Source organism: Peribacillus sp. ACCC06369 (assembly GCF_030348945.1).
Classification (GTDB): Bacteria; Bacillota; Bacilli; order Bacillales; family DSM-1321; genus Peribacillus.
In genome coordinates, this window is the sequence record NZ_JAUCEN010000002.1 from 2,511,165 (window position 1) to 2,536,724 (window position 25,560).

General features: G+C 38.9%; 29 protein-coding genes and 1 pseudogene. 26 read left to right on the forward strand and 4 right to left on the reverse strand.

Translation table 11 applies throughout. From position 1 onward, the window contains the following. The first annotated feature begins 363 nt into the window (after nt 1–363). The 7 genes from QUF78_RS13070 (at nt 364) to QUF78_RS13100 (ending at nt 6,363) form a co-directional block, all read left to right on the forward strand. On the forward strand, nt 364–1,128 hold the full coding sequence (locus QUF78_RS13070; protein ID WP_289324973.1) for an NUDIX domain-containing protein: 765 nt from the start codon (nt 364–366) through the stop codon (nt 1,126–1,128). Nucleotides 1,129–1,142: 14 nt separating this feature from the next. Continuing rightward, nucleotides 1,143–1,694, forward strand: coding sequence for a cysteine hydrolase family protein (locus tag QUF78_RS13075; RefSeq protein WP_289324974.1), 552 nt, complete (start codon nt 1,143–1,145; stop codon nt 1,692–1,694). A 61-nt stretch (nt 1,695–1,755) separates the two neighbouring features. Further along, nucleotides 1,756–3,225, forward strand: coding sequence for a nicotinate phosphoribosyltransferase (locus tag QUF78_RS13080; RefSeq protein ID WP_289324975.1), 1,470 nt, complete (start codon nt 1,756–1,758; stop codon nt 3,223–3,225). Nucleotides 3,226–3,259: 34 nt separating this feature from the next. Next, nucleotides 3,260–4,090: an ammonia-dependent NAD(+) synthetase gene (gene nadE / locus QUF78_RS13085; RefSeq protein WP_289324976.1), complete on the forward strand. Its 831-nt coding sequence runs from the start codon at nt 3,260–3,262 to the stop codon at nt 4,088–4,090. Between the two features lie 142 nt (nt 4,091–4,232). Then, a complete protein-coding gene (locus tag QUF78_RS13090) occupies nt 4,233–5,258 on the forward strand; it encodes a serine hydrolase domain-containing protein (protein ID WP_289324977.1) in 1,026 nt (341 codons plus the stop codon). Between the two features lie 248 nt (nt 5,259–5,506). After that, nucleotides 5,507–5,722, forward strand: a complete 216-nt coding sequence (locus QUF78_RS13095) for a hypothetical protein (protein WP_289324978.1) — start codon at nt 5,507–5,509, stop codon at nt 5,720–5,722. A gap of 344 nt (nt 5,723–6,066) precedes the next feature. Continuing rightward, nucleotides 6,067–6,363 (forward strand): hypothetical protein, encoded by a 297-nt coding sequence (locus QUF78_RS13100; protein WP_289316545.1) that lies wholly within the window; start codon nt 6,067–6,069, stop codon nt 6,361–6,363. A 172-nt stretch (nt 6,364–6,535) separates the two neighbouring features. Here the strand turns inward: QUF78_RS13100 and QUF78_RS13105 are convergent, their stop codons facing one another. Beyond that, the gene (locus QUF78_RS13105; RefSeq protein ID WP_289324979.1) at nt 6,536–6,946 is read right to left on the reverse strand and encodes a hypothetical protein; all 411 of its coding nucleotides are present in this window, start codon (nt 6,944–6,946) and stop codon (nt 6,536–6,538) included. A 451-nt stretch (nt 6,947–7,397) separates the two neighbouring features. Here QUF78_RS13105 and QUF78_RS13110 point away from each other — a divergent pair, with 451 nt between their 5' ends. From QUF78_RS13110 to QUF78_RS13190, 17 genes and pseudogenes are all read left to right on the forward strand, one after another. Beyond that, nucleotides 7,398–7,646, forward strand: coding sequence for a hypothetical protein (locus tag QUF78_RS13110; protein ID WP_289316543.1), 249 nt, complete (start codon nt 7,398–7,400; stop codon nt 7,644–7,646). 241 nt (nt 7,647–7,887) lie between these two features. Next, nucleotides 7,888–8,316 (forward strand): DUF5082 family protein, encoded by a 429-nt coding sequence (locus QUF78_RS13115; RefSeq protein ID WP_289324980.1) that lies wholly within the window; start codon nt 7,888–7,890, stop codon nt 8,314–8,316. Further along, nucleotides 8,316–8,606 (forward strand): YwqI/YxiC family protein, encoded by a 291-nt coding sequence (locus tag QUF78_RS13120; RefSeq protein WP_053344261.1) that lies wholly within the window; start codon nt 8,316–8,318, stop codon nt 8,604–8,606. Before QUF78_RS13115 ends, QUF78_RS13120 begins: the two co-directional genes overlap by 1 nt. Continuing rightward, a complete protein-coding gene (locus QUF78_RS13125; RefSeq protein ID WP_289324981.1) occupies nt 8,603–10,579 on the forward strand; it encodes a T7SS effector LXG polymorphic toxin in 1,977 nt (658 codons plus the stop codon). Before QUF78_RS13120 ends, QUF78_RS13125 begins: the two co-directional genes overlap by 4 nt. Next, nucleotides 10,570–11,007, forward strand: a complete 438-nt coding sequence (locus QUF78_RS13130) for an SMI1/KNR4 family protein (RefSeq protein ID WP_289324982.1) — start codon at nt 10,570–10,572, stop codon at nt 11,005–11,007. Before QUF78_RS13125 ends, QUF78_RS13130 begins: the two co-directional genes overlap by 10 nt. Before the next feature lie 19 nt (nt 11,008–11,026). Then, a complete protein-coding gene (locus QUF78_RS13135) occupies nt 11,027–11,485 on the forward strand; it encodes an SMI1/KNR4 family protein (RefSeq protein WP_289321968.1) in 459 nt (152 codons plus the stop codon). 230 nt (nt 11,486–11,715) lie between these two features. Beyond that, on the forward strand, nt 11,716–11,931 hold the full coding sequence (locus QUF78_RS13140) for an immunity protein YezG family protein (protein WP_289316537.1): 216 nt from the start codon (nt 11,716–11,718) through the stop codon (nt 11,929–11,931). Continuing rightward, nucleotides 11,901–12,167, forward strand: coding sequence for an immunity protein YezG family protein (locus tag QUF78_RS13145; protein ID WP_289324983.1), 267 nt, complete (start codon nt 11,901–11,903; stop codon nt 12,165–12,167). The genes QUF78_RS13140 and QUF78_RS13145 overlap by 31 nt, the downstream gene beginning before the upstream one ends. A 694-nt stretch (nt 12,168–12,861) precedes the next feature. Beyond that, nucleotides 12,862–13,116 carry a hypothetical protein gene (locus QUF78_RS13150; protein ID WP_289324984.1) on the forward strand — a complete coding sequence of 85 codons (255 nt, stop codon included), beginning with the start codon at nt 12,862–12,864 and terminating at the stop codon, nt 13,114–13,116. Then, entirely contained in the window at nt 13,113–13,511 is a 399-nt protein-coding gene (locus tag QUF78_RS13155) for a polymorphic toxin type 15 domain-containing protein (RefSeq protein ID WP_289324985.1), read from the forward strand. Before QUF78_RS13150 ends, QUF78_RS13155 begins: the two co-directional genes overlap by 4 nt. A 19-nt stretch (nt 13,512–13,530) precedes the next feature. Continuing rightward, nucleotides 13,531–14,079: a T6SS immunity protein Tdi1 domain-containing protein gene (locus tag QUF78_RS13160; RefSeq protein WP_289324986.1), complete on the forward strand. Its 549-nt coding sequence runs from the start codon at nt 13,531–13,533 to the stop codon at nt 14,077–14,079. A 41-nt stretch (nt 14,080–14,120) separates the two neighbouring features. Beyond that, nucleotides 14,121–14,276, forward strand: a pseudogene (locus tag QUF78_RS13165) (hypothetical protein); the annotation flags it as partial. Between the two features lie 358 nt (nt 14,277–14,634). Then, nucleotides 14,635–14,805, forward strand: coding sequence for a toxin (locus QUF78_RS13170; protein ID WP_289324987.1), 171 nt, complete (start codon nt 14,635–14,637; stop codon nt 14,803–14,805). Next, complete coding sequence (locus QUF78_RS13175) at nt 14,795–15,226, forward strand: DNA/RNA non-specific endonuclease (protein WP_289324988.1); 432 nt, start codon at nt 14,795–14,797, stop codon at nt 15,224–15,226. The genes QUF78_RS13170 and QUF78_RS13175 overlap by 11 nt, the downstream gene beginning before the upstream one ends. A 21-nt stretch (nt 15,227–15,247) precedes the next feature. After that, nucleotides 15,248–15,730, forward strand: coding sequence for an immunity protein YezG family protein (locus QUF78_RS13180; protein WP_289324989.1), 483 nt, complete (start codon nt 15,248–15,250; stop codon nt 15,728–15,730). 691 nt (nt 15,731–16,421) lie between these two features. Continuing rightward, nucleotides 16,422–17,810: a M28 family peptidase gene (locus tag QUF78_RS13185; RefSeq protein WP_057216448.1), complete on the forward strand. Its 1,389-nt coding sequence runs from the start codon at nt 16,422–16,424 to the stop codon at nt 17,808–17,810. Nucleotides 17,811–18,307: 497 nt separating this feature from the next. After that, nucleotides 18,308–18,577, forward strand: a complete 270-nt coding sequence (locus QUF78_RS13190; protein WP_289324990.1) for a hypothetical protein — start codon at nt 18,308–18,310, stop codon at nt 18,575–18,577. Nucleotides 18,578–18,708: 131 nt separating this feature from the next. Here the strand turns inward: QUF78_RS13190 and araA are convergent, their stop codons facing one another. From araA to QUF78_RS13205, 3 genes are read right to left on the reverse strand one after another with little or no spacing between them, the layout of a single operon-like run. After that, the gene (gene araA / locus QUF78_RS13195; protein WP_289324991.1) at nt 18,709–20,133 is read right to left on the reverse strand and encodes an L-arabinose isomerase; all 1,425 of its coding nucleotides are present in this window, start codon (nt 20,131–20,133) and stop codon (nt 18,709–18,711) included. Then, on the reverse strand, nt 20,120–20,854 hold the full coding sequence (locus QUF78_RS13200; RefSeq protein WP_289324992.1) for an L-ribulose-5-phosphate 4-epimerase: 735 nt from the start codon (nt 20,852–20,854) through the stop codon (nt 20,120–20,122). Before QUF78_RS13200 ends, araA begins: the two co-directional genes overlap by 14 nt. Next, nucleotides 20,848–22,539 (reverse strand): ribulokinase, encoded by a 1,692-nt coding sequence (locus QUF78_RS13205; protein ID WP_289324993.1) that lies wholly within the window; start codon nt 22,537–22,539, stop codon nt 20,848–20,850. Before QUF78_RS13205 ends, QUF78_RS13200 begins: the two co-directional genes overlap by 7 nt. A gap of 168 nt (nt 22,540–22,707) precedes the next feature. Here QUF78_RS13205 and QUF78_RS13210 point away from each other — a divergent pair, with 168 nt between their 5' ends. Then, on the forward strand, nt 22,708–23,796 hold the full coding sequence (locus QUF78_RS13210; RefSeq protein ID WP_289324994.1) for a GntR family transcriptional regulator: 1,089 nt from the start codon (nt 22,708–22,710) through the stop codon (nt 23,794–23,796). 233 nt (nt 23,797–24,029) lie between these two features. After that, nucleotides 24,030–25,433, forward strand: coding sequence for a sugar porter family MFS transporter (locus QUF78_RS13215; protein ID WP_289324995.1), 1,404 nt, complete (start codon nt 24,030–24,032; stop codon nt 25,431–25,433). Nucleotides 25,434–25,560: the final 127 nt, after the last annotated feature.

The following is a 25,560-nucleotide window of genomic DNA, read 5'->3' on the forward strand; positions in this document are numbered from 1 at the left end:
ATACTTATAAATTTCAGGGATTGGATTTTTTAGGTAAAGAAATGATTGTGAAGCTTTCTACTTAAACTAAAGGGTGCGTTCGTATTATACGGTCGACCAGTAAAAATGAACTGCACCTCCAATTGTTAGACACAACAAACAATTGGAGGTGCAGTTTTTTAATAGAATCTATTATATCAGTAGCCAGGGTAAGACGTACGGGTGGGGCTATTTACATGTGTTAAAATAAATGATTTTTAAAAAAATTAGAAAATTTTTCTGATTTTGAGTTGCTAAATCTTACAAGGAAGAGTACTATAATTAGTAATTAATGATTTACTAATTACTCAATCCCATACTTAGTGAAAGAAAGTGAGAGTTGCCATGGCTCAGCAGGAAAAAAAGAAATATATTACTCCAGATGGATACACAGCTGATATTGCGATCTTTACTATAACTTCGAAGAAAACGGCAGAGAAAGCCCCGCCTGAAATGTTTTTGAAGCTATTATTAATCAAACGCGCAACAAAAGATAAAGAAGGACGCCCAAATGTCGAAGGAGATAAATGGGCTTTGCCCGGAGGCTTTGTCAATGCTTTCGAGACTGCCTATGAAGCAGCTAAACGAGAATTAAAAGAAGAAACGGGCGTAGCTGGATTCCATGTCAAGCATTTCGGGGTCTATGACCGGCCAGGACGCGATCCCAGGGGATGGATCATATCCAATGCTTTTTATGCAATTGTCCAGGAAGAGTATCTTCATCAAAGAAAAGCGAATGACGATGCAGCCGAGGTTGAATTGTTCACGATACAGGAAGCCTTACGATTAGAGCTTGCATTTGATCATCATACAATCATTAACGATGCGATGAACTTAATGAAAAAAGAAATGGTGCAAACGACGATAGCCCAAAAATTCCTGCCGGATGAATTTACTCTTTCTGAACTGCAACGGGTTTTGCTGACAGCTAGAGATGATGCAAAAATCAGCGCAGACTCACTTTTTTATGCTAAAGCCCCTAAACTCCCGTTCTTGGAGAAAGTCTTGGATGAAAAGGGTATGCAGAAGAAAACGAAACGTAATTCATATCGGCCTTCACAACTTTACCGATTTAATGCAGAGGTTGTCATGGACTCTATTTATTACTAAGGGGGAATAGTGAAATGGGTAAAAAGGCATTGATCAATATCGATTATACGTATGACTTTGTGGCAGACGGGGGTTCATTGACTTGCGGGAAGCCAGGCCAGGATATCGAGAAGGCACTTGTCAGCATAACAAAGGAATTTATCAAACAAGGCGAATACACAGTCTTTGCGATTGACTTGCATGAAGAAGGAGACCGCTTACATCCTGAATCGAATTTGTTTCCGCCGCATAATATTAGCGGTACAATGGGTAGAGACCTATATGGGGCGTTAAAAGAAGAGTATGAAACAAATAAAAATCAAAAGAATGTTCATTATATAGATAAAACGCGTTATTCGGCATTTGCAGGAACGGACCTAGATATCCGCCTAAGGGAACGCCACATTACTGATGTATATTTAGTCGGGGTTTGTACAGATATCTGCATTTTGCATACGGCAATCGACGCTTATAATCTAGGCTATAAAATCTTTGTATATGAAAATGCAGTGGCCTCGTTCAATGATGCCGGTCACCATTGGGCGCTTGGACATTTTAAAGGATCTCTTGGAGCCACCATTCTATAATAACGATTCACGCAACAGAATAGAAGGGAAGCGAATGCTTCTCTTTTGGGAGGAACTATCCATGGAAAAAAAGTACAACGACGACAGTTACGCATTACACACTGACCTTTACCAAATCAATATGGCCCAAACTTATTGGCAGGACAAAACACATGACCGAAAGGCAGTTTTCGAGATATTTTTCAGAAAGCTTCCATTTAATAGCGGATATGCGATTTTTGCGGGACTTGAAAAAATTGTCCATTATCTTCAAAACTTTTCCTTCTCGGAAAGTGATATCGACTATTTGAAAACGGACCTGCACTACGATGAAGAATTTTTGAAATATTTGCAGAACATCCGTTTCACGGGAGCGATCCGTTGCATGAAAGAGGGAGAGCTCGTCTTCGGCAATGAACCGATTTTACGGGTGGAGGCACCACTTGGCGAGGCTCAACTAATAGAAACGGCGTTGCTCAACATTGTGAACTATCACACACTCGTGGCAACAAAAGCTTCGCGTATCAAACAGGTCATCGGTGAAGAATCTGCCCTTGAATTCGGTTCAAGACGGGCGCAAGAAATGGATGCTGCAATTTGGGGAGCGAGAGCGGCCTATATTGCCGGCTTTGATTCCACTAGTAATGTACGTGCTGGAAAGCTGTTCGGCATTCCTGTTTCAGGAACGCATGCCCATTCCATGATCCAAGCTTATAAAGATGAATATACGGCTTTCCATAAATACGCTGTTTCCCATAAAGACTGCGTATTCTTGGTTGATACCTATGATACATTGCGTTCCGGCATCCCGAATGCAATCCGTGTTGCCAAGGAACTGGGCGATAAAATCAATTTCATTGGCGTCCGTCTTGACAGCGGTGATTTAGCTTACTTATCTAAAGAAGCACGACGTATGCTTGATGCTGCAGGCTTCCATGATGCGAAGATTGTCGCTTCCAATGACCTGGATGAATATACGATCATCAACCTTAAGCAACAAGGAGCAAGAATTGACATTTGGGGAATCGGAACCAAATTGATTACGGCTTATGACCAGCCAGCGCTCGGTGCTGTTTATAAAATGGTTTCAATAGAGGGCGAAGATGGGAATATGAGAGATACCATCAAAATTTCTTCTAACCCTGAAAAGGTTACGACACCTGGCTTAAAACGAGTATATCGAATCATCAATAAAGTGAACCATCATGCTGAAGGTGATTATTTGGCGATGGAATATGAGAAGCCGCAGGAACAGGAAAAATTAAAAATGTTTCATCCTGTCCATACCTTCCTAAGTAAATTCGTCACGGATTTCGATGCGGTTGATCTGCATGTGGATATTTTCAAGGATGGCAGCTTGATTTATGAATTGCCAACCATAGATGAAATCAAGGCCTTCACGCAAAAAAACCTCCAAGTATTATGGCCGGAGTACCTTCGTGCACTTAATCCAGAGGAATACCCGGTAGATCTCAGCCAGGATTGTTGGGATAATAAAATGAGGAATATAGATGAAGTTAAAGCCAATGTAGAAAGAATGCTAACGAAATGACCAATCTATTTTATTAGAAAGCGGGGCTATGCCAATGCGTCCATTACAAAAAGAAATCGTAAAAAAATTACTTGTCCAACCAACGATCGATCCTGAAGTCGAATTCAGGAAAAGTGTTGATCTATTAAAAGGGTATATGAAGAAAAATACGTTTCTGAAAAGCTTTGTACTTGGAATATCTGGAGGTCAAGATTCAACACTGGCGGGGTATATTGCCCAAACCGCTGTCAATGAATTGAATGAAGAAACGAATGGCAGCGACTATAAGTTTGTTGCTGTAAGCTTGCCATATGGAGTACAGGCTGATGAAGATGACAGGCAGCTGGCTTTAAAATTCATCAAGCCCAGCCAAACGGTTACAGTCAACATCAAGGAAGCGGTGGATGCATCAGTAAAAGCTGTGGAAGAAGCAGTTTCTGAAAAGCTATCGAATTTCTTAAGGGGAAATGTCAAAGCACGTGAACGAATGAAGGTACAATATGATTTAGCCGGACTTTATAAAGGCGTCGTGCTTGGTACGGACCATGCAGCTGAAGCGATCACAGGTTTCTTTACGAAACATGGTGACGGTGCAGCGGATATCATTCCATTATTCCGCTTAAATAAAAGGCAAGGAAAAGAAATCCTGAAATTCGTCGGTGCTCCTGAGCGTCTTTATACGAAAATACCAACGGCCGATTTAGAAGATGACAAACCGTTACTTCCTGATGAAGTCGCTTTAGGCGTTAGCTACGATGAAATCGATGATTACCTTGAAGGCAAGGAAATCAGGACGGAAGCTGCTGAAATCATCGAAGGATGGTATACAAAAACCGAACATAAACGCAATGAAGCCATAAACGTTTATGATACTTGGTGGAAATAAAAGAACGTGTGAAGCCGAGACTAGTTAAAGAAATTTAACACCTGCATCTCTTAAGGTGCGGGTGTTTTTTTACAAGACCACTACTATCACCTTTGCTAACACATCAGTAATTAAAAATTTTACCAGCAAAGGGGAAAACTAAATGTCGACTCTACATATGGATTTATCCAGGCTTATTAAAGAAACAAGCAAGGAAATTGATTTCTCGGGTGTAGTTGGTGTGAAAGTGGGAGATGATCTGATCCATAGCTCAGCACATGGCTATTCCAATCGATCGGATGAGATTATGAATACGACTGAAACAAGGTTCGGAATTGCTTCTGGATGTAAACTGTTTACCGCGATCGCCATTTGCCAGTTAATACAAAAAGGGAAACTTAGCGTTGAGTCTAAACTTCAAGACTGTCTTCCGATGGTGTTTCCTAATTTTCATCAAAATGTAACCATACATCACCTCTTAACACACACTTCGGGCATTCCTGATTACTTTGATGAAGAAGTGATGGAGGATTTTGAAGAGCTATGGCAGAAAAATCCGATGTACCATATAAAAAGATTAAAAGATTTCCTGCCAATGTTTCAAGATGGCGTGATGATGTTCGAACCCGGGGGAAGATTTCATTATAATAATGCTAGCTATATTGTATTGGGATTAATTGTTGAGGAACTAACCGGCCTCGAATTTTCTGAATATATCAATAAAAATATCTTTCTGCCTTGTGAAATGAAGAATTCCGGTTATTTTTCCATGGACAAGCTTCCTAAAAATACTGCATTAGGGTACATTGACGAAGAAAATGGAGCATGGAGAACGAATGTTTATTCCCTTCCGATCAAAGGTGGAGCGGATGGAGGGGCGTATATTTCCACAACAGATATGTTCAGGTTTTGGGAAGGGTTATTTTCCAATCAGTTACTGAATCAAGAATATACCAATCTTTTATTGGAACCCCATATTTCTACGGAAGATGAAGGGGAATACTATGGGTATGGTATATGGATTAGTAAAAAAAATGACGGGATATTCAAATATCATATTATGGGATATGACCCCGGTGTAAGTTTCCATTCTGCGGTATATCCGGCAAATCGGATGAAAACGGTCATTGTTTCAAATGAAAGCATGGGTCCGTACGATATTGCCCGCGCAATCGAGAAAGAATTATAAACAAATGAAACCATTTCGATAGGGAAAGGTTCCATCCTTCATTTAAATACCTAGTTTAAAAAGCGCTATCCTAATTACTCGAATCAATACGGAAAAGTGCAAAAAATAGCCCCTAATCGTTGTAAATATAGGTTTTCTACAAATCGACAAAATAGTGCTGAAAGAGAAATGGAAGGAATACGATAGTGAAATTGCCCCTCATGCCTTATGTTATAATATGGTATTAAGATAATTTGAGGGGGATATGTATGGTTTCTTCTTTATTTATAATAATAGTAGTTGGCATTATAGTCCTGATTGGTTACAGAATAATTTTTAAAAAGAAAACGCCTTCTAACATGTATACACCATACGATGACATGTTAATGGGGAAAAAAGAAGATGTTAAAAGAGAACACCCGGCACAAGATACAAAACATAATTTTGAATATGAAGAAAAATGCGATGAAGACAAGACCGTTTAAACGGTCTTGTCTTATTTAAGGAGGGAGTTATAACTAATGAAAATAACATTTTCTAATTTTATACCTATATGGATATAGTTCTCATGCAAGCCAGCTGACCGGAATGGCACAAAACAAATTAAAGAGAAATATTTGGACAGAAAGACTCATCGCATACCTTTATGGCGTGAGATGCCCCTTTTTTAAAACTATAGTCTGAAACGTCATTCCGTATATAGGGAATGAAGCTTTTATAGACCTAAAATATCAAACAAAGGATTTGTATATTTAGATATCTTGAAGTAGAGTATATTTAATATACAATATTCTAACCGGTATTTTCCGATGGAGGTTCTTTTTACGTTATGAAGGCAAGATATGAACTCGCGAACATGAACTTAACAGTAAGCAATGTGACTTTACGTAATGCAGCGGATAGTTATGTCCTCTTGAAAGCTGCAGATGATCAAAATAATAATGAAATTACGATCAAGCTTTCCCATGGTCAAGCGGAGTTTCTGGAAGCGGAATTACGTGAAGTAAATCGCCGTCGCAGGGAAAATAGTTCTGAAATATCCGGAAATGATCAAGAACGAATTAATGACGACGATTCTTTTAATCTGTTTAGCATTGATTTATTCAATGAAAGTGAACCGAAGTAATTGATAGCATATGTTTATTTTACCCCGCCTCAAATCCGCTTCTCTGTAACCTTTCCAATCTGATTTAAGATGATGCTACAGAGAGTTTATCATTCCCGATGCAAAATCCGAATTTCAAAGATCATCCTGATTGAATGTCCATAAGGAAAATTTTAAGTAAGGTGACCTATCGTTACCTTTTTTTTGATTGCTTGAAAAAATTCTTCACTAAAAGGAATATGGATGATAGTACAGCAAAAACCATGAAAAATACGATGAACCCCCAAAGACCTATAGCCGCATCTTGAAATTCCATATTCCCTCTGCTGGTAAGGGCTTGCTGTATTTCAATGGCAAATACTAAAACAACCATGACAGTAAAGGTATAAAGGAAAGAGAGTATCGTAATCCCAAAACGCATCCGGGAAATTAAATTAGATATAAATAACACGAACAAAAATATGATGATACCGATGATTCCCATTATCCAAAAATGCAGATCTTTGTCCGTTGCATTTGAATTTAATGTGTCACTCACAAAGAATAAAATGAAATCGTGAAGATTATTGACGACTTCCGCTAATATCTGGATGATTTCTTTCATTTTTCACACCTCCAATCCTTAGATTATAGCAGGTTATAAATCTATATAGAAGAGGGCTGGTTTTCAGGGGTGTAAAAGCTGACCTTACATTAACGTAATATGCGATCATAAACATGCTAAGGCGAGTATATCTTCTACTATGTAAGTGTTTCATTCTTTCGCGTTTTATTGGGAAACATAAGAAAAGCATAAGTGATGTCTTGGAAAGTCAAGACATGCAATGACAGCTAAATAAAGGTATAGTTAATGGTGAATAGATCAATCAAAATACATAGAAAAATAAAGAATAAGTTTTTTCATGGAAAGTAGGTGTACCTATTTCCAATATATTAATGCCTATAGCGATCTTAGCGATGATTGTTTTGATCGGTTTCTTTATTTATAAGGTTAGTAAAGAATAATTTGTATGATCTTATCCTTACTCAATGTTTTCATGGTTGGAGGAAAAAGAATGAATGATGTACATAATCATGTGTTAACGGTAATTGATTTTATGAAAACCGGACACAAAACTTGCTTTGTGAAAGTAATCGGTTTTGATGCTGAATCCGGACAGAGTTTTGAAGGCGAAGTTAAATTTGTCGGTGATTTGCCTTTTGGAGATCTAATACATCCTCAACGGTCACATCTATCTTCCACTTGCAGGGAGTTTGTTCAGGGTGATTTGATGAACAGATATAGTCTGGGGCAGTTTGAATAAAGTGGTTGAAATTTTTATAGGGGATCTAACGAGGTGACATTTTTTACTTATTGTTTAAAATTGGTAAAATTCAGGGTATAAAGAATATGGTATGTATGAACTTTTGTATGCCAAACTTCTCTTTTAACTGATAAAATAGCATATTTTTCCCTATTTAACTCTCGGACTATAATCCTTATAATGATAAATAAGAAAAATATGACAGTTAGTGTAGGAATATACTGTTTTTGAGGTGAGTTTCATGGTATATGCAGATATATTGAGTAATATACACTCTGCTATCTCCGGTAAAAAAGCTGATTTAAATGTGAAAATTGAACGTTTGGTAAATGCGAAAAACGATATTATAAGAGAACAGAGTATGTGCCTTAACGAGATCAGGAAAATAAAAGACCCTGAGCTAGGTGGCAGCTGGACAGGGCAGCGCTCAGATCATTTTCAGGAAGCCCGTCATGATGCCTATAATGTGATGTTCAGTATCATTCATGACGATTATGACGATTACCAATGGAAAATCGAAGCGATGATTACAAAGTTAAATGCCGAGAATACGCTTCTGAGCATAGCGGGGAATATAGCCCAAGAAGCCGACCACCTTTTAAGTAAAGGCGAAGAGGCATTTGAGCAGCTGGAAAGCAAAATATCAGATTTAAAAAGGCGGTTGTTTTAATGACGACAATCAAACTGAATCATCCTGCCGTAACGAAGCAAGTCGATCAGGTGAAGACGGCACTTGGTACAGTCACGCTCGGAAATCTGCCGGCAGGCGAACTTGGCAACAATAAATTGGAATTCACCTCGAAGTGGATCGATCGGGAAACGAACCTGGAGAAGGTCTTTGAGCAATATATCAAAATCGTCCAGAAAAATGTGGAAGATACCCGTGCCAACATTGACTTATTAAAAGAACAAGATGAAGCCATCGCCCATACGTCTTCACATGGGTATCAGCCGCGATGAAAATATATGAAGCCAAGACATTGACGGCCGCAACCAAGTCGCGTGCCAAGCAATATGAAGAATTAAAGAAAGAAGTCGCAGCCCTGAAAAAGGAATTTCAGGGCATCGTTAGCTTGGATAATGAGTTTCAAGGTGCTGGTGCCACCGCCATCAAAAGCTTCTATGAAGCGCAAATCGAGGTGGCGGACGCCTGGATGGAACTTTTCACTACCCAGATCAGTTTTTTGGAAGGCATTCCAGCCAGCCTGGAAGAGGCGGATCTATCCGGAAATACGGTGGTCGAGGTTCCCTTTTTAGATGGCGAAGTCTCGACCGGCATTAACCAAGCGAAGTCGCTTGTCGATGAACAAGCGAGCGATCTTCAAAGAATCCTGAACAGCATTGACGATATCCTTCCTCTTGATATGTTCAACCAAAAGGACTTTAATGAAAAAATCACGCTGGCCGGACAGAGACTGGATGACACCGTGACAAAGGTCGAGAATGTCGACCGGCAATTGGTCGAGGAATATGATGTGTCCGTCGGGCAGGAAAACGTGGCCGTTGGCCTCTTCCGCGCCTTGCTTGATGCCACCAAACAGGACGGCAACGTTTCGCCGATGACGTTCAACCAATCGGCATTCAAGAATAGTGACGTCTATCAAGTGAAGGATGAAGTCGCCGGTCAGATGAAAGACTATCAGACCTTCAAAAAGCAACAAGCCGAAGCCCAGAAAATCGAACATGAAATGGAAGAACTCGAAAACCGCCCATGGTATGAAAAAGCCTGGGATACGACAAAAACCTTTACAGGGGAATTCACGGGATATTATGATTCAATCAGGGCCTCAACCGGAGTCGATCCAGTAACGGGCCGCAAGCTGTCCGATGCCGAACGAATCGCCGCCGGCGCCATGGCCGCCGCTGGATTCATCCCCGTCGTCGGCTGGGCTGGCCGGGCCATCAAAGGCGGCAGCGCCCTATACAAAACGGCCAAAGGACTCAACGCAGCGAACCACGCACTCGATGCCTATAAAACGACAAAAGGCTTTAGCCTCCTCCAGAAAACCGAATACGGGATATACGGACTCCTCGCAGCCAACGGCCTTGGCGAAGCGGTCACCGGCAAAGACATGTTCGGTAACCAACTAACCGAGGAACAGCGCCAGAATGGGCTGTTGATGGCACTCGGAATCGGCGGTGTGGCTGGTGCGGCGAAGGTCGCAGATAAGGTAGCGAGTGGAACAAAGTTCGTCCCTTACAGTAAAGAATTTGCGCAAAAGCAGGTTCAGAAGGCAAAAGCATTCGGCCGGCAAATCGGTAATGTGGAAGTACCTCTTCGTATCAGGGTCGAAGAGTTAGCCACGGCGTATGGAAACAACTACAAGCATGTCACTTTTGATAAAACGACGATTAAGGATATCGTACAGAAGTTTGCGGTGAAGAGACTGTCTACTGTAAACCAGGCAAAGGCTGACGATGCGATGGTTGAAGCAGTTAGAAATCTACCAGCATATACAAGAAGACCTAACCAACCAAGAAATTATAAATATAAAGAACGTAATGAAGACGGAACTACACTGTACACTTTTATTTCAAACAAAAATGGAAAAGAATATCAAGTAATTTATGACAAAGATGGATACCCAATTTTTCAATCAAAATTTGAAATTTACTTACCAGAAAAATATTTTTTAGAAACAGATGCTGCACAATTTGAATATTTATCTAAAACCTTATCTGAAGAAATTATAAGCAATCCAGAACTAGCTGAAAAGTTCACAGCGAAAGAATATGAAGTGTTAAAAGAAGGTAGAGTTCCTAAAACACTTACTTGGCATCATCATCAGGAAACAGGTAGAATGCAAATTGTGGATTATTTTGAACACCAAGCAGCCGGACATACTGGTGGAAGAGCTATATGGGGCGGTGGTGAATCGGGCAGAAAAGGTATTATAAAAAAAGAAATTCTGGAGATGGTAACATGGGATTAAAAAAGTGGCTATTTGTAGAGGAAGAAAAACCCGATGAGGGTGTAATTGCTTCGATTGAAAGAGTGTTTGAGATTGAATATCCTGATGACTACAAAATGTGTGTTATGAGATATAACGGAGGTTTTCCAGAGCCTAATATCTTTAATTTTGGTGAAGGGCAACAGGGAGTATTTAATGATTTAATTAGCTTTACTGATAATGATATAAATATAGGGATGTTTTATGAGCTATTTTCTAGTCCAACGTTAAAAGGGATTGTGCCTTTTGCCAGAGATCCATTTGGAAGCTACTTATGTTTTGATTATCGAAATAATTATCCTTCTCCCAAAATAATTTTCTTCAATCATGAAGAAGAAGCGTTATCATTAGTGTGTGATACATTTAGTGATTTGCTAGAGCAAATGTATTCTTTAGAAGATACAAAGTAGATGGGGGAGCAAAAATAAAATGGAATATAAATTTGAATATACATTTAAAAATATTACAGTAAGTGAACTTGAAAATTTCGAGAAAAAATTTAATTTAGTACTACCGGAAGATTTCAGTAAATTTTTATTATCTAATAATGGTGGAAAAGCGGTAAATAGAAGATTTCAAACAGAAGATCGAACAATAACTTCCTCGATTATACTATTTTTCCCTTTATCTAGTGAAATAGAAGAAAATTTAGAAAGTAATTTCATTAAGTATAATGAAAGCAGGATTGTACCGAAAGATTTTCTCCCTATAGGATTAGATCCGGCTAATAGTTTAATCTGTTTATCTTTAGATAGAGAACAAAAAGGTAAAGTTTATTTTTGTGACATGGACTACTTTGAGGAGGATAATGAATTAAGGAAAGAATTTATTAAACCGATATCTGGAAATTTTAAAGAGTTCATGGACAATTTATTTGTCGCAAAGTAAATAAAGTCTGAATATTGGGTGCGAAAATACAACAATTAATATATAGAACCCGGTGGATTCCAAGCACTATCATCAACGCTTTCTGATGCTATTCTTCAATTTGTTCGTTTTTATGAATGATATTAAAAGCTATTAGCCATGGTTATAATTCTTTTGACCTTTTATACAAAATAAACCAAAACTTTACTCTTATCAGGTAGCGTCTTTTTTAGAGCAGGAGAGTAAAAGAATTGAATGAATCAAACTACCAAAAAATAGCTCAAACTGTAAATGAGATAATTCCAGGAGAGTGGAGTAAAGTAATTTTGTATGGAGAAATTACTGTGGGGACAGGGACAGCGTTCATTTTCTATCACTTAATTTTAATGATAACCTCATATATATCCATGATATACCTTAATTACATATTAGTTGAATGGAGCATAGAGAAACATGGCGGAGGTTAATAAAGATCTTAAAAGACTTATCAGAAGAATTTAAACAGAATAATCAAGAACGATGTACCAATTTAACTTTTACTTTAGAAAGTACAGGAAAATTTAAGGTTGATTATGATTATGTAGATCTATCAGATGCAGATGACCACGAAAGAAGTGTTATTTGGGAATATACTCATTTGGGTATTTTACCTGAATCTGAATATGATACAAGTATTTTAGAAGAATACCTTAAGAAAGAATAATGAAGGACAAGAAAAGCTTGTTCTTTTGTATGACCTTAACGCAAAAGTTAAGGTCTTTTCATTGTTGATATGAATATGTATCATCTTAAGCCATATCGGTTCCTCAGATAAAAGGCCGTGAGGACTTAAAATCATATAGAATTACTTCAGGCAAGATGGCTAAGAAAAAAATAGCGAGTGGTATAAAGTTCGTCCCTTACAGCAAGAATTTGCGCAAAAGCAGGTTCAGTATGTAAAAGCTACAATAACAGACATAGAGAGATCGAGGAAAAACAACATTAAAAAATATAGGTGAAGAACTAGGTAAAAAAGAAATTCCTAAACGGATAAGTGTGGAACAAGTTTCCCTCGCAGGAGGACCTAGCCTTCCCCAAGTTGTGGGCTTTATGGGAAAGTAGAAAAGAAAATTAATCCTCAGCTAACATATCATCCAAAAGACCAAATGCGATTTGTACGGACTCCTCGCAGCTAATGGCCTCGGCGAAGCGGCCACCGGCAAAGACATGTTCGGCAACCAGCTAACCGAGGAACAGCGCCAGAACGGGCTGTTGATGGCACTCGGAATCGGCGGTGTGCAGGTGCGGCGAAGGTCGCAGATAAAGTAGCGAGTGGTACAAAGTTAATTCCTTACAGTAAGGAATTTGCGCAAAAGCAGGTTCAGAAGGCAAAAGCATTCGGCCGGCAAATCGGTAATGTGGAAGTACCTCTTCGTATCAGGGTCGAAGAGTTAGCCACGGCGTATGGAAACAACTACAAGCATGTCACTTTTGATAAAACGACTATTAAGGATATAGTACAGAAGTTTGCGGTGAAGAGTGATGGTGGTAAGGGTACAGGCATGTTATACCATGTCCAAAGAATCTCAGAAATAGAGGTTATGTTCAAGCAAAATCCAAAACACAATGCAGAAGAATTTGCAAGACAGTTAAAGACCAAGAAAAAGGGTTGAATGATTTAACTAATGAAGAGTATTTAAAGAATAGAGAAAGATATATAGAAGAAGGAAGAGCTTTAGAAGGTAATGCAGCTCAAAAACTTGCTAGAAAGGAAGCTTTAAAAGAAAAAGTTTTAGAATTACGTAAACAAGGATTGTCTAGACAAGACGCAAACAAAAAAGCAAATGAATGGTTAGAAACTCAAGCTGCTCTCCATAACCCGGATCAAATTGCGGGAGGAAATCCTATTAATATAGGTGGGATGGGGGATAAAAAAGTTAATTCTTCTATTGGTTCTCAATGGAAATACAGAATAGATGTATTAGATGAACAAATAAGAGAGCTATCAAAAACCATGGTTGAATCAGAAAGAAAATCAACATATTTAAATGTTAAATTAATGAATTAATTATTGGAGGGAGAATAATTTGTCAAATAATGTATTTGAAGGATTTATATTAGAAGAAAAAATTGATAAAGAAGTCATCGATAAATATAAAGAGAAGATACCAGAACAAATAACAGAAATATGGAGGCAATACGGGTTTGGGAGTATATTAAAAGGTTATTTAAAATTGGTAAACCCTGATGTATTTGAAGAACTTTTAAAAGATGTATATATAAGAAGCGAAGATGCTATTCCGTTATTTGCTACATCTATGGGCGATATAATTGTTTGGGAAAAAGGAAGATATTTAAACTTGCTAAATTTTAGAAAAGGGAATGTAAATGTTATTTCAGCTGGTTTTGACTTTTTTCTAGATGATTTAAATGATAATAGCTTTATTGTTGAAGAATTAGATTGGAATCCTTATCCTGAAGCAGTTGATAAATATGGAGAACCAAATTTTGATGAATGTTTTGGTTATACCCCTCTCCTTGGATTAGGTGGACCAGATAAAGTGGAAAACCTGAAAAAGGTGAAACTTATTGAACATATTTATCTGATTACTCAATTCATGGGACCAATCGAATAAGGGAGAACCAATCAAGTTGAAAAGATTATGATTATAATTATGAAGATCTATCAGATTCAGATAATCACGAAAGAAGGGTTATTTGGGAATATACTTCCTTGGGTCTTTTACATGAATCTGAATATGATAAGAATATTTTAGAAGAATACCTTAAGAATGAATATTGGAGGACAAGAAGAGCTTGTTCTTTTGAATGACCTTAACGCAAAAGTTAAGGTCTTTTGTCTTTTCATTGTTGAAATATGAAAATGGATCATCTTACGCCATATCGGGCTCCTCCGATAATAGGCCGTAAGGACTTAAAATCATACAGATTTACTTCAAGGCAAGGTTGCTTAGAAAAAAGTAGCGAGTGGTACAAAGTTCATTCCTTACAGTAAGGAGTTTGCGCAAAAGCAGGTTCAGAAGGTTCAAGCTACAATAACAGATATAGCGAGATCAGGAAAAACCACGTTAAAAAATATAGGTGAAGAACTAGGTAAAAAGGAAAATCCTAAACGTATAAGTGTGGAACAAGTTTCCCTCGCAGGAGGACCAAACCTTCCCCAAGTTGTAATGGAAAAGCAGACAATTAAGGAAGCCTATCAGAAATTTACGGTTAAGGATAGCAAAGTAGAGGCTGTTTCAGGGGAGATTATTCCTAAGGGTACGCGTAAAGATAATTCTGGAGTAAGTGAAGTCAAAACATTTATCGACAAAGGGCAACAGTTTACAAATGGTAGATAGGTTAAAGCCTGATATTAGGTATAAAACTGGAGAGTATGATTACTTATATGCAGATAATTTAGGTAGGATTACAAAATTTGAAACAGAAAATTTACAATTAACAGAAAGAAAAGACAGATTGTCACACAGCAAAAATACACCAGGTAAAGTAAAAGGTCAAGACTATGCAGGGCATTTGGCAGGTGATAGGTTTGGAGGCTCACCTAAAATTGATAATTTGGTTTCGCAATTATCTGATGTTAATTTGAAGCAATATAAGAAACTTGAAGAAATATGGGCTGCAACTCTAAAAGAAACACCTCCCAAAAAAGTAACAGTTGATGTTAATATAATTTACTCTGGGAACGATATGCGTCCAGAGAAATTTATAGTCAGTTACACTATTGATTGTGAGTTTGGTTCTGCAAATCTTAAAAATTAATCAAAGGAGTGAAAAAGTAGTATGAGAGAATTTGAAGATATATTTAGTGAATTGCAAGCAGATATGATATCCATATGTATGGAATATGTTGAAGATAGAGCTGATAAAGTATATGTTTATGCTTCATGTGAAGAAGGAATTATTTCGAGCAGTTTCTTTTATTTGATTAACAATAAGTATGTAAAGTCTCATAAATTGAATGATGCATTGGAAAATGGGGAAGAAAGATATGATGTGTCTGCAGGACGAGGGTTTATGGTACTTGATATTATCAATGAAAATACTGAAAAAATAAAAGTATTGTGCAAAGAATATGAAAGAGATATGCCCACTGAGATGAAATTAATATATGATGTTAAGAGTGGGAACTTTAAAGCTGAATACAAGTATGATTTAGTATATACTAATGACGATATTAAAACGGCCCATCATATTGCTAATGAGTGGTTTGAGGAGTTAAAAATAACAACCTTTAAATTGTTTCCAGTTAAAGATATGCTCTAATTTGAATTCATGACTCATCTAGGTTGTACCTTCAAGGAGTGTCAATGTAATTTTAATATTAGGCAATAAGAACGAGAATAGGGCGGGATAACATTTTAATAGATAGGACCCCTCATAGATGTCATACTGTCACCATAAAAACATGAAACTTAATGTTTTATTTAGAAAATGAACTTAAAGCGCTTGATTGTCTACTAAAGGCAACGAGTGCTTTTTAGCGTTAAAAATTAAAAGAGCACTATAATTTTTATAATACACTAAGTGTTAAATTCTTATTGTCCTGTAAATAGACTGTAATGACTGTGAACAGTGTATTACGAGAGTAGAGGAAAGAAGGGAACTATCTTTAACAATGGTTTCAGGGTAAGGTAAAATAGAAAATTAATCCAATAATAGTATGCGTTTAATGATACTGAAGAAGTACAAGCAAAAGTTAATAATGATGGACAATTTGCATTTAATGATGAACAAATGGAACATGAAACCGGTATTGATATTATGGAAGGAAAAAACCTACGTTTTTTCTTGATTATAAGGCAGGCATCGAGCCTGCCAACGGATGCTGAAGCATCCTAAAACAAGAGCGGGTGTCAGACATCAATTGATAGTAGGAATTTAAAGACTAATGACTCATTTACAAAATATTCAGTTAAATACATAATTAGGAAGATTATGAAGAAGGAGGGATTATATGTATAGAAAATCACTAACAGTACTATTAGCTGCGGGTATGGTTCTATCAACTGGTACAGTATTCGCACAAACAAACGGGGCAACAAATGCCCAGTCTGACACAGCTTTTGATAACAAAGTTATCAAAAAAATTAGTGCGGACAATATGTATAATACGATTGCCTATCTATCAGAGCAACCGAGGGCTGCTGGTACAGAAGGGGAGCTCCGTGCAGTCAAATACATAGAAAGTCAGTTTAAGAGTCTTGGTTTTGAAACAAAGGTTCAGCCTTTTCCCATCTATGATACGGTGCAAAATGTAAAAGTGAAAATTGGTGACAGTGATTTAGGAGGAACACCGCGTGCCATTAGCGGCAGTATCAGCGGGAAGGTAACGGCCGAACTTGTTAATGTTGGAAAAGCAAAGCCAGAGGAAGTTGGAGAAAATGTATCTGGGAAAATTGCACTAGTTGAACGTGGGGACATTACCTTTGTTGAAAAGGTTCAGAATGTCCTAAATAAAGGAGCGGTTGGCGTTTTAATGTACAACAACTCACCATCAGGAAATAATTTTGGACAAGTATCAGCGGGGCAAAATATACCTGCTGTAGCCATTACACAAGCCCAAGGGTTAGAGTTGGTCGAACAGCTTAAAACTAAACAAATCACGTCCACTCTGGAAGTGGGAAAAGCTGAAAGAATCGAAAAGACATCCTACAATGTCATCGCTTCCCTAAAACCAAAAGCCAATAAGGATAATGGTCAAATCGTAACTGTTGGAGCCCATCATGATTCTGTCCCGGGCGGCCCTGGTGCAAACGATGATGCTTCGGGTGTATCAGCTGTGCTGGAACTGGCAAGGATCCTGGCCAAAACGCCAATTGACACTGAAATTCGCTTCCTCACGTTCGGATCTGAGGAAAGAGGGCTCGTTGGATCATCCTTCTATGCAGATTCCCTTCCCAAAGAGGATGTAGACCGCATGGTGGCTCACTTCCAAATGGATATGATAGGCGGACGTGATGCTGGCGAGGATAATCCTGCAGGTGGTTTGATTATGTATACCATTGATGGAATGAAAAACCTTGTGACGGACCTGGGTTCCTCAGCAGGGGCCAGAACGATGGATGTTGCGATTCCTTATGGACAGCTGGGCAGGAGTGACCACCAACCATTCCATGAGCTTGGCATTCCATCCGCCTTGTTTATCCATTCCCCTGTAGAGCCTTGGTATCACCAGCCTACAGATACACTGGATAAGATATCGAAAGAAAAATTGCAGCAAGCAGCTGAAATTGTTGGTGCCAGTGTGTATCAAATTGCCCGTCCGGAAACTCCGGCATTAACAAATGCACGTGTAGCTCCTGGCACGGTAGACTATGATTTTGATGACCGTCCGGTAGATTAAATACTTCATTGTACAGAATTACGAGATTAATGATGGATCTTGGAGAAAATCAGGAGGGCAGCTGTGTAGTTTACAGATGCTCTCTTCTTTTTATCGGCCAGCGCCTCGTGCTTAATTTTTTCACTATTTCTAAGCTCTAAGTCTAGTGAAAATCCTATATGAAATATGTAATAAAACATACATGCTTATCCAACTCCAATACCATTCCCACCAATCACAAAGTAATCTTAATAAGGTTAGTTTTTTTATGAGATATTAATGCTTTGGACAACAATTTGTTACTTCTACTAGTTATATATAATAGTAATTTTAAAAATTATGAAAATAAGGTAAGTAACTGTGAATTAAAAGTTATTATCTTCCTTAAAGAGTTACTTTATAATTCAATACTATATAATCAGTCAGTTGACGAATATAGACCACCCACTCTTTATTACTACATTACTTTGCAGCGAATTCAAAAACAAAATCTATTTTAAACATGTAGGGTGGATATAATGGATAAGCGAGAGCAGTTAATCGAACAAATAAAATTGGTGATAAATAAGCTTGAAAAAGATTATTGTAGTGAAATAAATAGTGGTGTTTTACAACTAATATATAAAAGATATAAGAATGCATTGGAAGTATTAGAGAATAATGAAGATATAAAAGAAATAAATATTATCGGAAGTATAAGGGCTTATATGGATAGTTATAGTGACTATCAAAATTCATTACTTGTAGAATTACATAAATCTGAAAAATTAAATAAAGAAATGTTATGAAAAATGGTTGTTGAAAAATTTAGGATATATAAAAATGAGAAACTTTTTAATAGTCTATCCTATAAAACGAAGATAATTTATTTATATGAATTAAAGGCGCATAATTGATCTATGCGCCTCATTTGCTTACATTATTGAATGATTACAGTTTCCAGCTCGACCATCTTACTCCAATCAGCAATTTGATTAACTGAAAGGGAGAGGGATAGTACGGTATGATGGCCTCCGCCAGCTTGGATCCAAGATTTAATGCCGTCTTTGAAGTTGGGTTTCGGTTCCCATATCACTTTGGCGACTGGTAAATGAGGTGTTTCATTTTCCGATGTGACTGTACTTATGGCATTGACAAGGAGACGGTAATGGGTTCCTAAATCCAGCATCGAGACCACGATGCCTTCTCCGGCGGCTCCATCAAAAATAAGTCGTGCTGGATCTTCTTTATTACCGATGCCCAGAGGGTGTACGACGATTTTTGGTTTATTTGCAGCAAGTGTGGGATCCACTTCAAGCATATGTGAACCAATTATCCGTTCTGCTCCTGTAGTTAGGTCATAGGTGTAGTCTTCCATGAAGCCCGTCTGTTCGTTGTTCGCCATCACTTTCATCAAGCGGTCGAGGGCAGCGGTCTTCCAGTCTCCTTCTCCAGCAAACCCATAGCCTTCTGCATTCAAACGCTGAACCGCCAACCCGGGTAATTGCTTCATACCATGCAAGTCTTCAAAGTTGGTCGTAAAAGCTGTGTAACCGCCATTTTCCAGGAAACGCCGTAGACCAATTTCAATTTTTGCTTGTTCTTTGACATGTTCTTCGAAGTAGTTGGGATCATTATTCCCGATCTCAAAATCGTATAACGTTTGATATTCTTGATAGGTTCGATTGATTTCATCTTCTGTGACGCCATTCATCACTGCCACTAGATCACCGATGCCATAATAATCAACTGTCCAGCCAAATTGAATCTGGGCTTCTACCTTGTCACCTTCCGTTACGGCAACATGCCTCATATTATCACCAAACCGAGCTACTTTTAGCTGTGAACTGTAGCAAAACCCGATAGCGACATTCATCCAGTCACTTATTTCTTGTTGGATGTCCTCATTTTTCCAGTAACCGACAACGGTCTTGTTGTTTTTCTTTAGTCGCGCATTGATAAAACCATATTCACGATCTCCGTGTGCGCTTTGATTTAAATTCATGAAATCCATGTCGATCGTAGACCAAGGAACCTCTTGATTGTATTGAGTTACCAGGTGTAGCAGTGGTTTTTGAAGCAATTTTGTTCCGGTTATCCACATTTTTGCTGGAGAAAATGTATGCATCCAAGTAATTACACCTGCGACCTTATCTTGGTAGTTGATTTCTTTCATGATGGCAGTGATTTCATCGGCTGATGTGGCCAGGGATTTGAACTGGATTGGGTAAGCTAGATTGCCGGATTGATTGAGTTTTTCTGCCATTTCCATTGCATGGTTTTCCACTTCTTTTAATGCTTCCTCACCATATAGACTTTGACTGCCTACAATGAACCAGAATTCTTTTTGTTTAATTTTTAACATAATCATTCACTCCGTCCTTTTTGGATTTACCTTGGCCATAGTAAGCGTGAGGTCCATGCTTTCTATTAAAATGCTTGTTTAATAAATTTTGGTCCATGCGAATATCGTGCGGATTAAGCTGAAGGGAATGGTAAGTCATTTTTGCCACTTCTTCCAGCACTACAGCATTATGTACAGCATTCTTTGCATCGGTTCCCCACGTGAAAGGACCATGATCATTCACTAAGACGCCTGGTACACGGTTGGGGTCAATATGATTCTCGGTGAATGTTTCGATAATCACATCACCGGTTTGTTTTTCATAGTCTTGCTGGATTTCAGCCTGTGTCATGGCTCTGGTTACAGGGATATCCCCATAAAAATAATCGGCTTGAGTCGTCCCGGCAGCGGGAATGCCGCAGCCAGCCTGCGCGAAGGAAACTGCCCAAGGAGAATGGGTATGAACGATACCGCCAATATCCTTAAACGCTTGATAAAGCCTGATATGTGTATCCGTATCGCTGGAAGGTTTATAGGTTCCCTCAATTATTTTTCCTTCCAAGTCCACGATCACCATATCTTCAGGCTGAAGTTTGTCATATTCAATGCCGCTGGGTTTGATGGCAATCAGTCCGCTTTCCCGGTCGATAGCACTTACGTTTCCCCAGGTAAAGGTAATGAGTTGATGTTGCGGAAGCAGCATGTTTGCTTGATATACCTGCAGTTTTAATTGTTCTAGCATATTAACGATTCCTCTTTTCCACTATTGGATTTTAGAGTTTTCAGCACTTTCATTACATCATTTGCACCTCTGCCGAAATAATCATGCAGCTTAACGTATTCCTGATATAAAGCATTGTATTTCTTCATGTTTTCAGGAATCGGCTTCACTTTTTCTTCTTGGATACGGGCAATCCTTGCTGCGGCTTCTTCGATATTAGTAAAGCCTCCGGCATCCTGTCCGGCAGCTACCGCAGCAAACATCGCTGCACCTATGGCGGGGGCCTGAAGGTGAGTGGCAATGGATATTTCTTTCTGGGTAATGTCTGCATATATTTGGTTGAGCATTTGATTTTTATGAGGCAATCCACCGCAAACCATCAATTGGTTGATGTCAACGCCAGAGGCTTTGAACGTATCAATGACCAATCTTTTTCCAAAGGCGGTTGCCTCAATCAAGGCTCGATAAATTTCTTCAGGTTTTGTGCTGAGGGTCATTCCAAGAATTAAGCCCGTTAGATCTGTATCTACAAGCACAGATCGATTACCATTCCACCAATCAAGGGCAAGCAGACCGCTTTCGCCTATGGCCAATTCATTTGCTTTTTCTTCTAATAATTGATGAATATTGATGTTCCTTTGATCGGCTTCTTTAAAATAAGAAGGGGGAACTTGATTATCGACAAACCATGCAAAGATATCCCCGACTGCATTTTGCCCGGATTCGTAAGCATAATAACCAGGAACGGCACCATTTTTCACGACCCCACACATTCCAGGCACAAGCACTTCTTTATCGGAAAGTGTAATGTCACAAGTTGAAGTGCCCATTATGTTAAGCATGGTTCCGCTAGTGATCACTCCGGTTGGAGCAACGGAAACGTGTGCATCGACATTTCCCACACATACGGAGATTCCAGGTAAAAGTCCCATTTCGTGAGCCATTTCAACAGTCAATTCACCAGCTTTCGAACCAACAGGAAGAAGTTCCTCACTTAATTTTTCAGAAACGACATGTTCAAGGCGAGGGTCTAAAGCGCTGAAAAAAGAGGAATCCGGGTATCCGGTATGTTCATTCCACATAGCTTTATAACCGGCAGTACAGGAATTACGTGTTTCTTTTCCTGTCATTTGCCAAGTGATCCAATCAGCAGCTTCAATAAAACGATCCATAGCTTGATAGATTTCCGGATCTTCATCAACGATTTGCATCAGTTTCGGGAAAATCCATTCAGAGGAGATCTTACCGCCATATCGGGCCAAAAACGGTTCGTTCCGTTCTTGGGCAATGCGATTCAATTTATCTGCAGCGTATTGTGCTGCATGATGCTTCCACAGTTTCACCCATGCATGCGGACGATTCCTGAACTCTGGGATTTCACATAAAGGAGTGCCATCATTTTTCACAGGCAATACTGTGCATGCAGTGAAATCCACCCCAATGGAAATGATATCTTCTTTAGCTATATGACTTAGGGAGACCGCTTCCTTGACTGTATCAATCAAGCAAATTACATAATCCCTAGGATTTTGAAGGGCCCAATCTTTTCCTAATTGAATAGTTGTACCAGGTAAATGATTGCATATTACCGCGTCAGGATAGTCTTTAACGGTTGAGTTTATAACATCCCCGTTGTCAAGATTGACAATTACGGCTCGAGCTGACAAGGTACCGAAATCCACCCCAATTGAGTATTTACCACGCATTTTATCCTCCCTTTCGAGTAAGCGTTTTCTATGAAGCTAATATAATATTTATACGTACAAATGTCAATTAAGTTTTTTGTACTAATGAATATAAAGCGTTTCAATGGTTATCTTGTAATCAATGAAGTAAATAGGTATGATATTAGTAATGATTTACGGAGGGATACCATGTTACCGAAATATAAAATTGTAATAGAAGAGATTAAGTCCTGGCTTTTCAAGGAACAGTTTCTTCCTCATGATAAATTACCGACTGAAACGCAATTAATGGATAAATTTAATGTCAGCAGACACACGATCAGACGGGCAATTGGAGATTTGGAAGTGGCGAATTATCTGTATCGCATTCAAGGCGGGGGGATATTCGTTGCGGATTGGGAGGATAAACGGATCAATCAGGCACCAACGAAAACCATTGCCGTTTTAACGACCCATATCGCTGACTATATTTTTCCCAACATCATCGTCGGCATTGAAAAGGTCTTATCGGAGCATTCATTTTCACTCGTTCTTGCCAGTACGCACAATGATGTAGCAATAGAACGGAAGAGCTTGGAAAATCTATTATCCCAACCGATCGATGGCATGATAATCGAACCGACAAAAAGTTCCTTTCCCAGCCAGAATATTGGAATGTACAAAAATATAAAGAAAAATGATATCCCATGTTTAATGATTAATTCCACTTATCAGGATATGGATTTCCCGTTTCTCGTCGTTGATGATTTTAAAGGGGGGTATATGGCCACGGAACACCTTCTAACGCTTGGCCATGTGAAAATATTAGGGATATTTAAAACGGATGATAAGCAAGGGGTAAACCGTATGAATGGATTTATTGCCGCATATCAGCAACAGCCTTCACTTGCTTCTCCCGGCCAATTCATCACCTTCCAAACAAATGAAGAGAAAAAGGAATTATCCGACCGTATCAGGACCGTCCTGACACAATCCAATCGGCCAACTGGAATTGTTTGCTACAATGATCAAATCGCTTTCCTGGTGATTTCCATTGCGAAAGAATTAGGAATCGCCGTTCCGGATGAACTATCCGTCATAGGATATGATGATTCACCGATCGCCAAAATGCTTGATATCAAATTAACGACGATCAAACATCCGAAAGAACAGATGGGCACAGATGCGGGAAACATGATTCTTAAGTTAATCGGATCGCAGACAAGTAAGGACATCGAATCGATTGTCTACGAACCTGAACTAGTAAAGCGGGATTCTACGAAAAAAGTAAAAAAATGATACCAATCGGCGATTGGTATCATTTTTTTGCAGACTAATTTTTAGTGTTGACATTTATACGTATAAATTATAAACTCGATTAAAGAAAGCGCTTCCTGAAAATAGTTATTCAGTTAGCTTCTTACTATCTGCGGGAGAAGGAAAGTAACAGGTTCCATTGTCAATGGCTATAGTTTCAGTATTCAGAATATTACATAAAAACTGGAAGCATAAAAGACTGGGAGGAACTAAAAATGGGGAATCGTAAGGTAAGGGACAAAAATTCATTTTGGTATATTGTTATTATCTCTGCAGCGGCAGGGATGGCAGGTTTACTCTATGGTTATGATACCGCAGTCATTTCGGGAGCCATCGGTTTTTTACAAGAGTTATACGATCTGTCACCGGCCATGGAAGGATTCGTCATATCCAGTATCATGGTAGGCGGTATTTTAGGGGTCAGTGTATCAGGGTATTTAAGCGATGCCTTCGGAAGACGGAAAATACTAATGTTGGCGGCCTTGTTTTTTGCCATATCCGCCATTGCATCCGCTTTCACGATTTCGGTCGAGATGTTAATTGGGGCCAGGATATTTGGCGGTGTAGGAATTGGACTTGCTTCAGCCTTAGCTGTCACGTACATTACCGAATGTGCCCCGGCTGCCATTCGTGGAAGATTATCCTCCATGTACCAACTATTCACGATTATCGGGATATCAGCCACATTCTTCGTTAATCTGATGGTTGCCGGTTCCGGTACACATGAATGGGGAGTGGAAACTGGATGGCGGTGGATGCTGGGGTATGGAGTGATACCAGCCCTCATCTTTTTTGTAACGTTGATTTTTGTTCCAGAAAGTCCCCGGTATTTGGTTCAAAAGGGTAAAGACCAAGAAGCACTGTTTGTGCTATCTAAGATTAATGGGAAAAAATTAGGCCAAGAAGAGCTTAAGGCCATTAAAAAATCGATTGATTCCGAAACGAATCTATCAATGATGCAATTGTTCAAGCCAGGTTTAAGGAAAGCACTTGGAGTGGGGATTTTTCTTGCTCTTTTCAATCAAGTGATAGGAATGAATGCGATTACATACTATGGGCCGGAAATTTTCAGAATGGGAGGATTCGAGAATAACACAGAATTCGTTGCGACTAGTTTGGTCGGACTCATGCAAGTGGCTGCCACTGTAGCAGCAGTGATCTTCATCGATAAAATCGGTCGTAAGAAGCTCATGGCAATCGGTTCTGCCTTCATGGCTCTTTTCATGCTGCTGATTGGAGGCGTTTTCTTTTTCGATATAAACAATGGTCCCTTGTTAATTATCTTAATAATGGGTTTCACAGGTGCATTTTGCGTATCGATGGGTCCTATACCATGGATCATGATACCCGAAATTTTTCCAAACCATTTAAGGGCGCGTGCAGTAGGGCTGACTACGATGTTCTTATGGGGAGCGAATTGGGCAATTGGGCAATTCACGCCGATATTACTTAATGGGCTAGGCGGCGCGATAACTTTCTGGATATTCGCTGCGATTAACGTCATTTGCTTCATCTTCGTCGTGAAAATCATCCCTGAGACCAAAAACAAAACGCTCGAGGAAATCGAAGAATTTTGGAAACCGGCAAAAAAACAGAAAATCCATGAAGCACAAGCCTAAAAGCAAATTCGCAACAGCTCCTCCGTGTAGCAGAGGAGCTGTTGTTTTGCGATTAATAGAACGTCATGTATCTTTAAACTAAAATTTGGAAGTGTATATAATTCTATAAATATAGTAGAGAAAGGAA

Bases quoted from the DNA above. Each gene is read 5' to 3' on its own strand.
- QUF78_RS13070 (WP_289324973.1), top strand. From the start codon at position 364: ATGGCTCAGCAGGAAAAAAAGAAATATATTACTCCAGATGGATACACA.
- QUF78_RS13075 (WP_289324974.1), top strand. From the start codon at position 1,143: ATGGGTAAAAAGGCATTGATCAATATCGATTATACGTATGACTTTGTG.
- QUF78_RS13080 (WP_289324975.1), top strand. From the start codon at position 1,756: ATGGAAAAAAAGTACAACGACGACAGTTACGCATTACACACTGACCTT.
- nadE (WP_289324976.1), top strand. From the start codon at position 3,260: ATGCGTCCATTACAAAAAGAAATCGTAAAAAAATTACTTGTCCAACCA.
- QUF78_RS13090 (WP_289324977.1), top strand. From the start codon at position 4,233: ATGTCGACTCTACATATGGATTTATCCAGGCTTATTAAAGAAACAAGC.
- QUF78_RS13095 (WP_289324978.1), top strand. From the start codon at position 5,507: ATGGTTTCTTCTTTATTTATAATAATAGTAGTTGGCATTATAGTCCTG.
- QUF78_RS13100 (WP_289316545.1), top strand. From the start codon at position 6,067: ATGAAGGCAAGATATGAACTCGCGAACATGAACTTAACAGTAAGCAAT.
- QUF78_RS13105 (WP_289324979.1), bottom strand. From the start codon at position 6,946: ATGAAAGAAATCATCCAGATATTAGCGGAAGTCGTCAATAATCTTCAC.
- QUF78_RS13110 (WP_289316543.1), top strand. From the start codon at position 7,398: ATGAATGATGTACATAATCATGTGTTAACGGTAATTGATTTTATGAAA.
- QUF78_RS13115 (WP_289324980.1), top strand. From the start codon at position 7,888: ATGGTATATGCAGATATATTGAGTAATATACACTCTGCTATCTCCGGT.
- QUF78_RS13120 (WP_053344261.1), top strand. From the start codon at position 8,316: ATGACGACAATCAAACTGAATCATCCTGCCGTAACGAAGCAAGTCGAT.
- QUF78_RS13125 (WP_289324981.1), top strand. From the start codon at position 8,603: ATGAAAATATATGAAGCCAAGACATTGACGGCCGCAACCAAGTCGCGT.
- QUF78_RS13130 (WP_289324982.1), top strand. From the start codon at position 10,570: ATGGGATTAAAAAAGTGGCTATTTGTAGAGGAAGAAAAACCCGATGAG.
- QUF78_RS13135 (WP_289321968.1), top strand. From the start codon at position 11,027: ATGGAATATAAATTTGAATATACATTTAAAAATATTACAGTAAGTGAA.
- QUF78_RS13145 (WP_289324983.1), top strand. From the start codon at position 11,901: ATGGAGCATAGAGAAACATGGCGGAGGTTAATAAAGATCTTAAAAGAC.
- QUF78_RS13170 (WP_289324987.1), top strand. From the start codon at position 14,635: ATGGAAAAGCAGACAATTAAGGAAGCCTATCAGAAATTTACGGTTAAG.
- QUF78_RS13175 (WP_289324988.1), top strand. From the start codon at position 14,795: ATGGTAGATAGGTTAAAGCCTGATATTAGGTATAAAACTGGAGAGTAT.
- QUF78_RS13180 (WP_289324989.1), top strand. From the start codon at position 15,248: ATGAGAGAATTTGAAGATATATTTAGTGAATTGCAAGCAGATATGATA.
- QUF78_RS13185 (WP_057216448.1), top strand. From the start codon at position 16,422: ATGTATAGAAAATCACTAACAGTACTATTAGCTGCGGGTATGGTTCTA.
- QUF78_RS13190 (WP_289324990.1), top strand. From the start codon at position 18,308: ATGGATAAGCGAGAGCAGTTAATCGAACAAATAAAATTGGTGATAAAT.
- araA (WP_289324991.1), bottom strand. From the start codon at position 20,133: ATGTTAAAAATTAAACAAAAAGAATTCTGGTTCATTGTAGGCAGTCAA.
- QUF78_RS13200 (WP_289324992.1), bottom strand. From the start codon at position 20,854: ATGCTAGAACAATTAAAACTGCAGGTATATCAAGCAAACATGCTGCTT.
- QUF78_RS13205 (WP_289324993.1), bottom strand. From the start codon at position 22,539: ATGCGTGGTAAATACTCAATTGGGGTGGATTTCGGTACCTTGTCAGCT.
- QUF78_RS13210 (WP_289324994.1), top strand. From the start codon at position 22,708: ATGTTACCGAAATATAAAATTGTAATAGAAGAGATTAAGTCCTGGCTT.
- QUF78_RS13215 (WP_289324995.1), top strand. From the start codon at position 24,030: ATGGGGAATCGTAAGGTAAGGGACAAAAATTCATTTTGGTATATTGTT.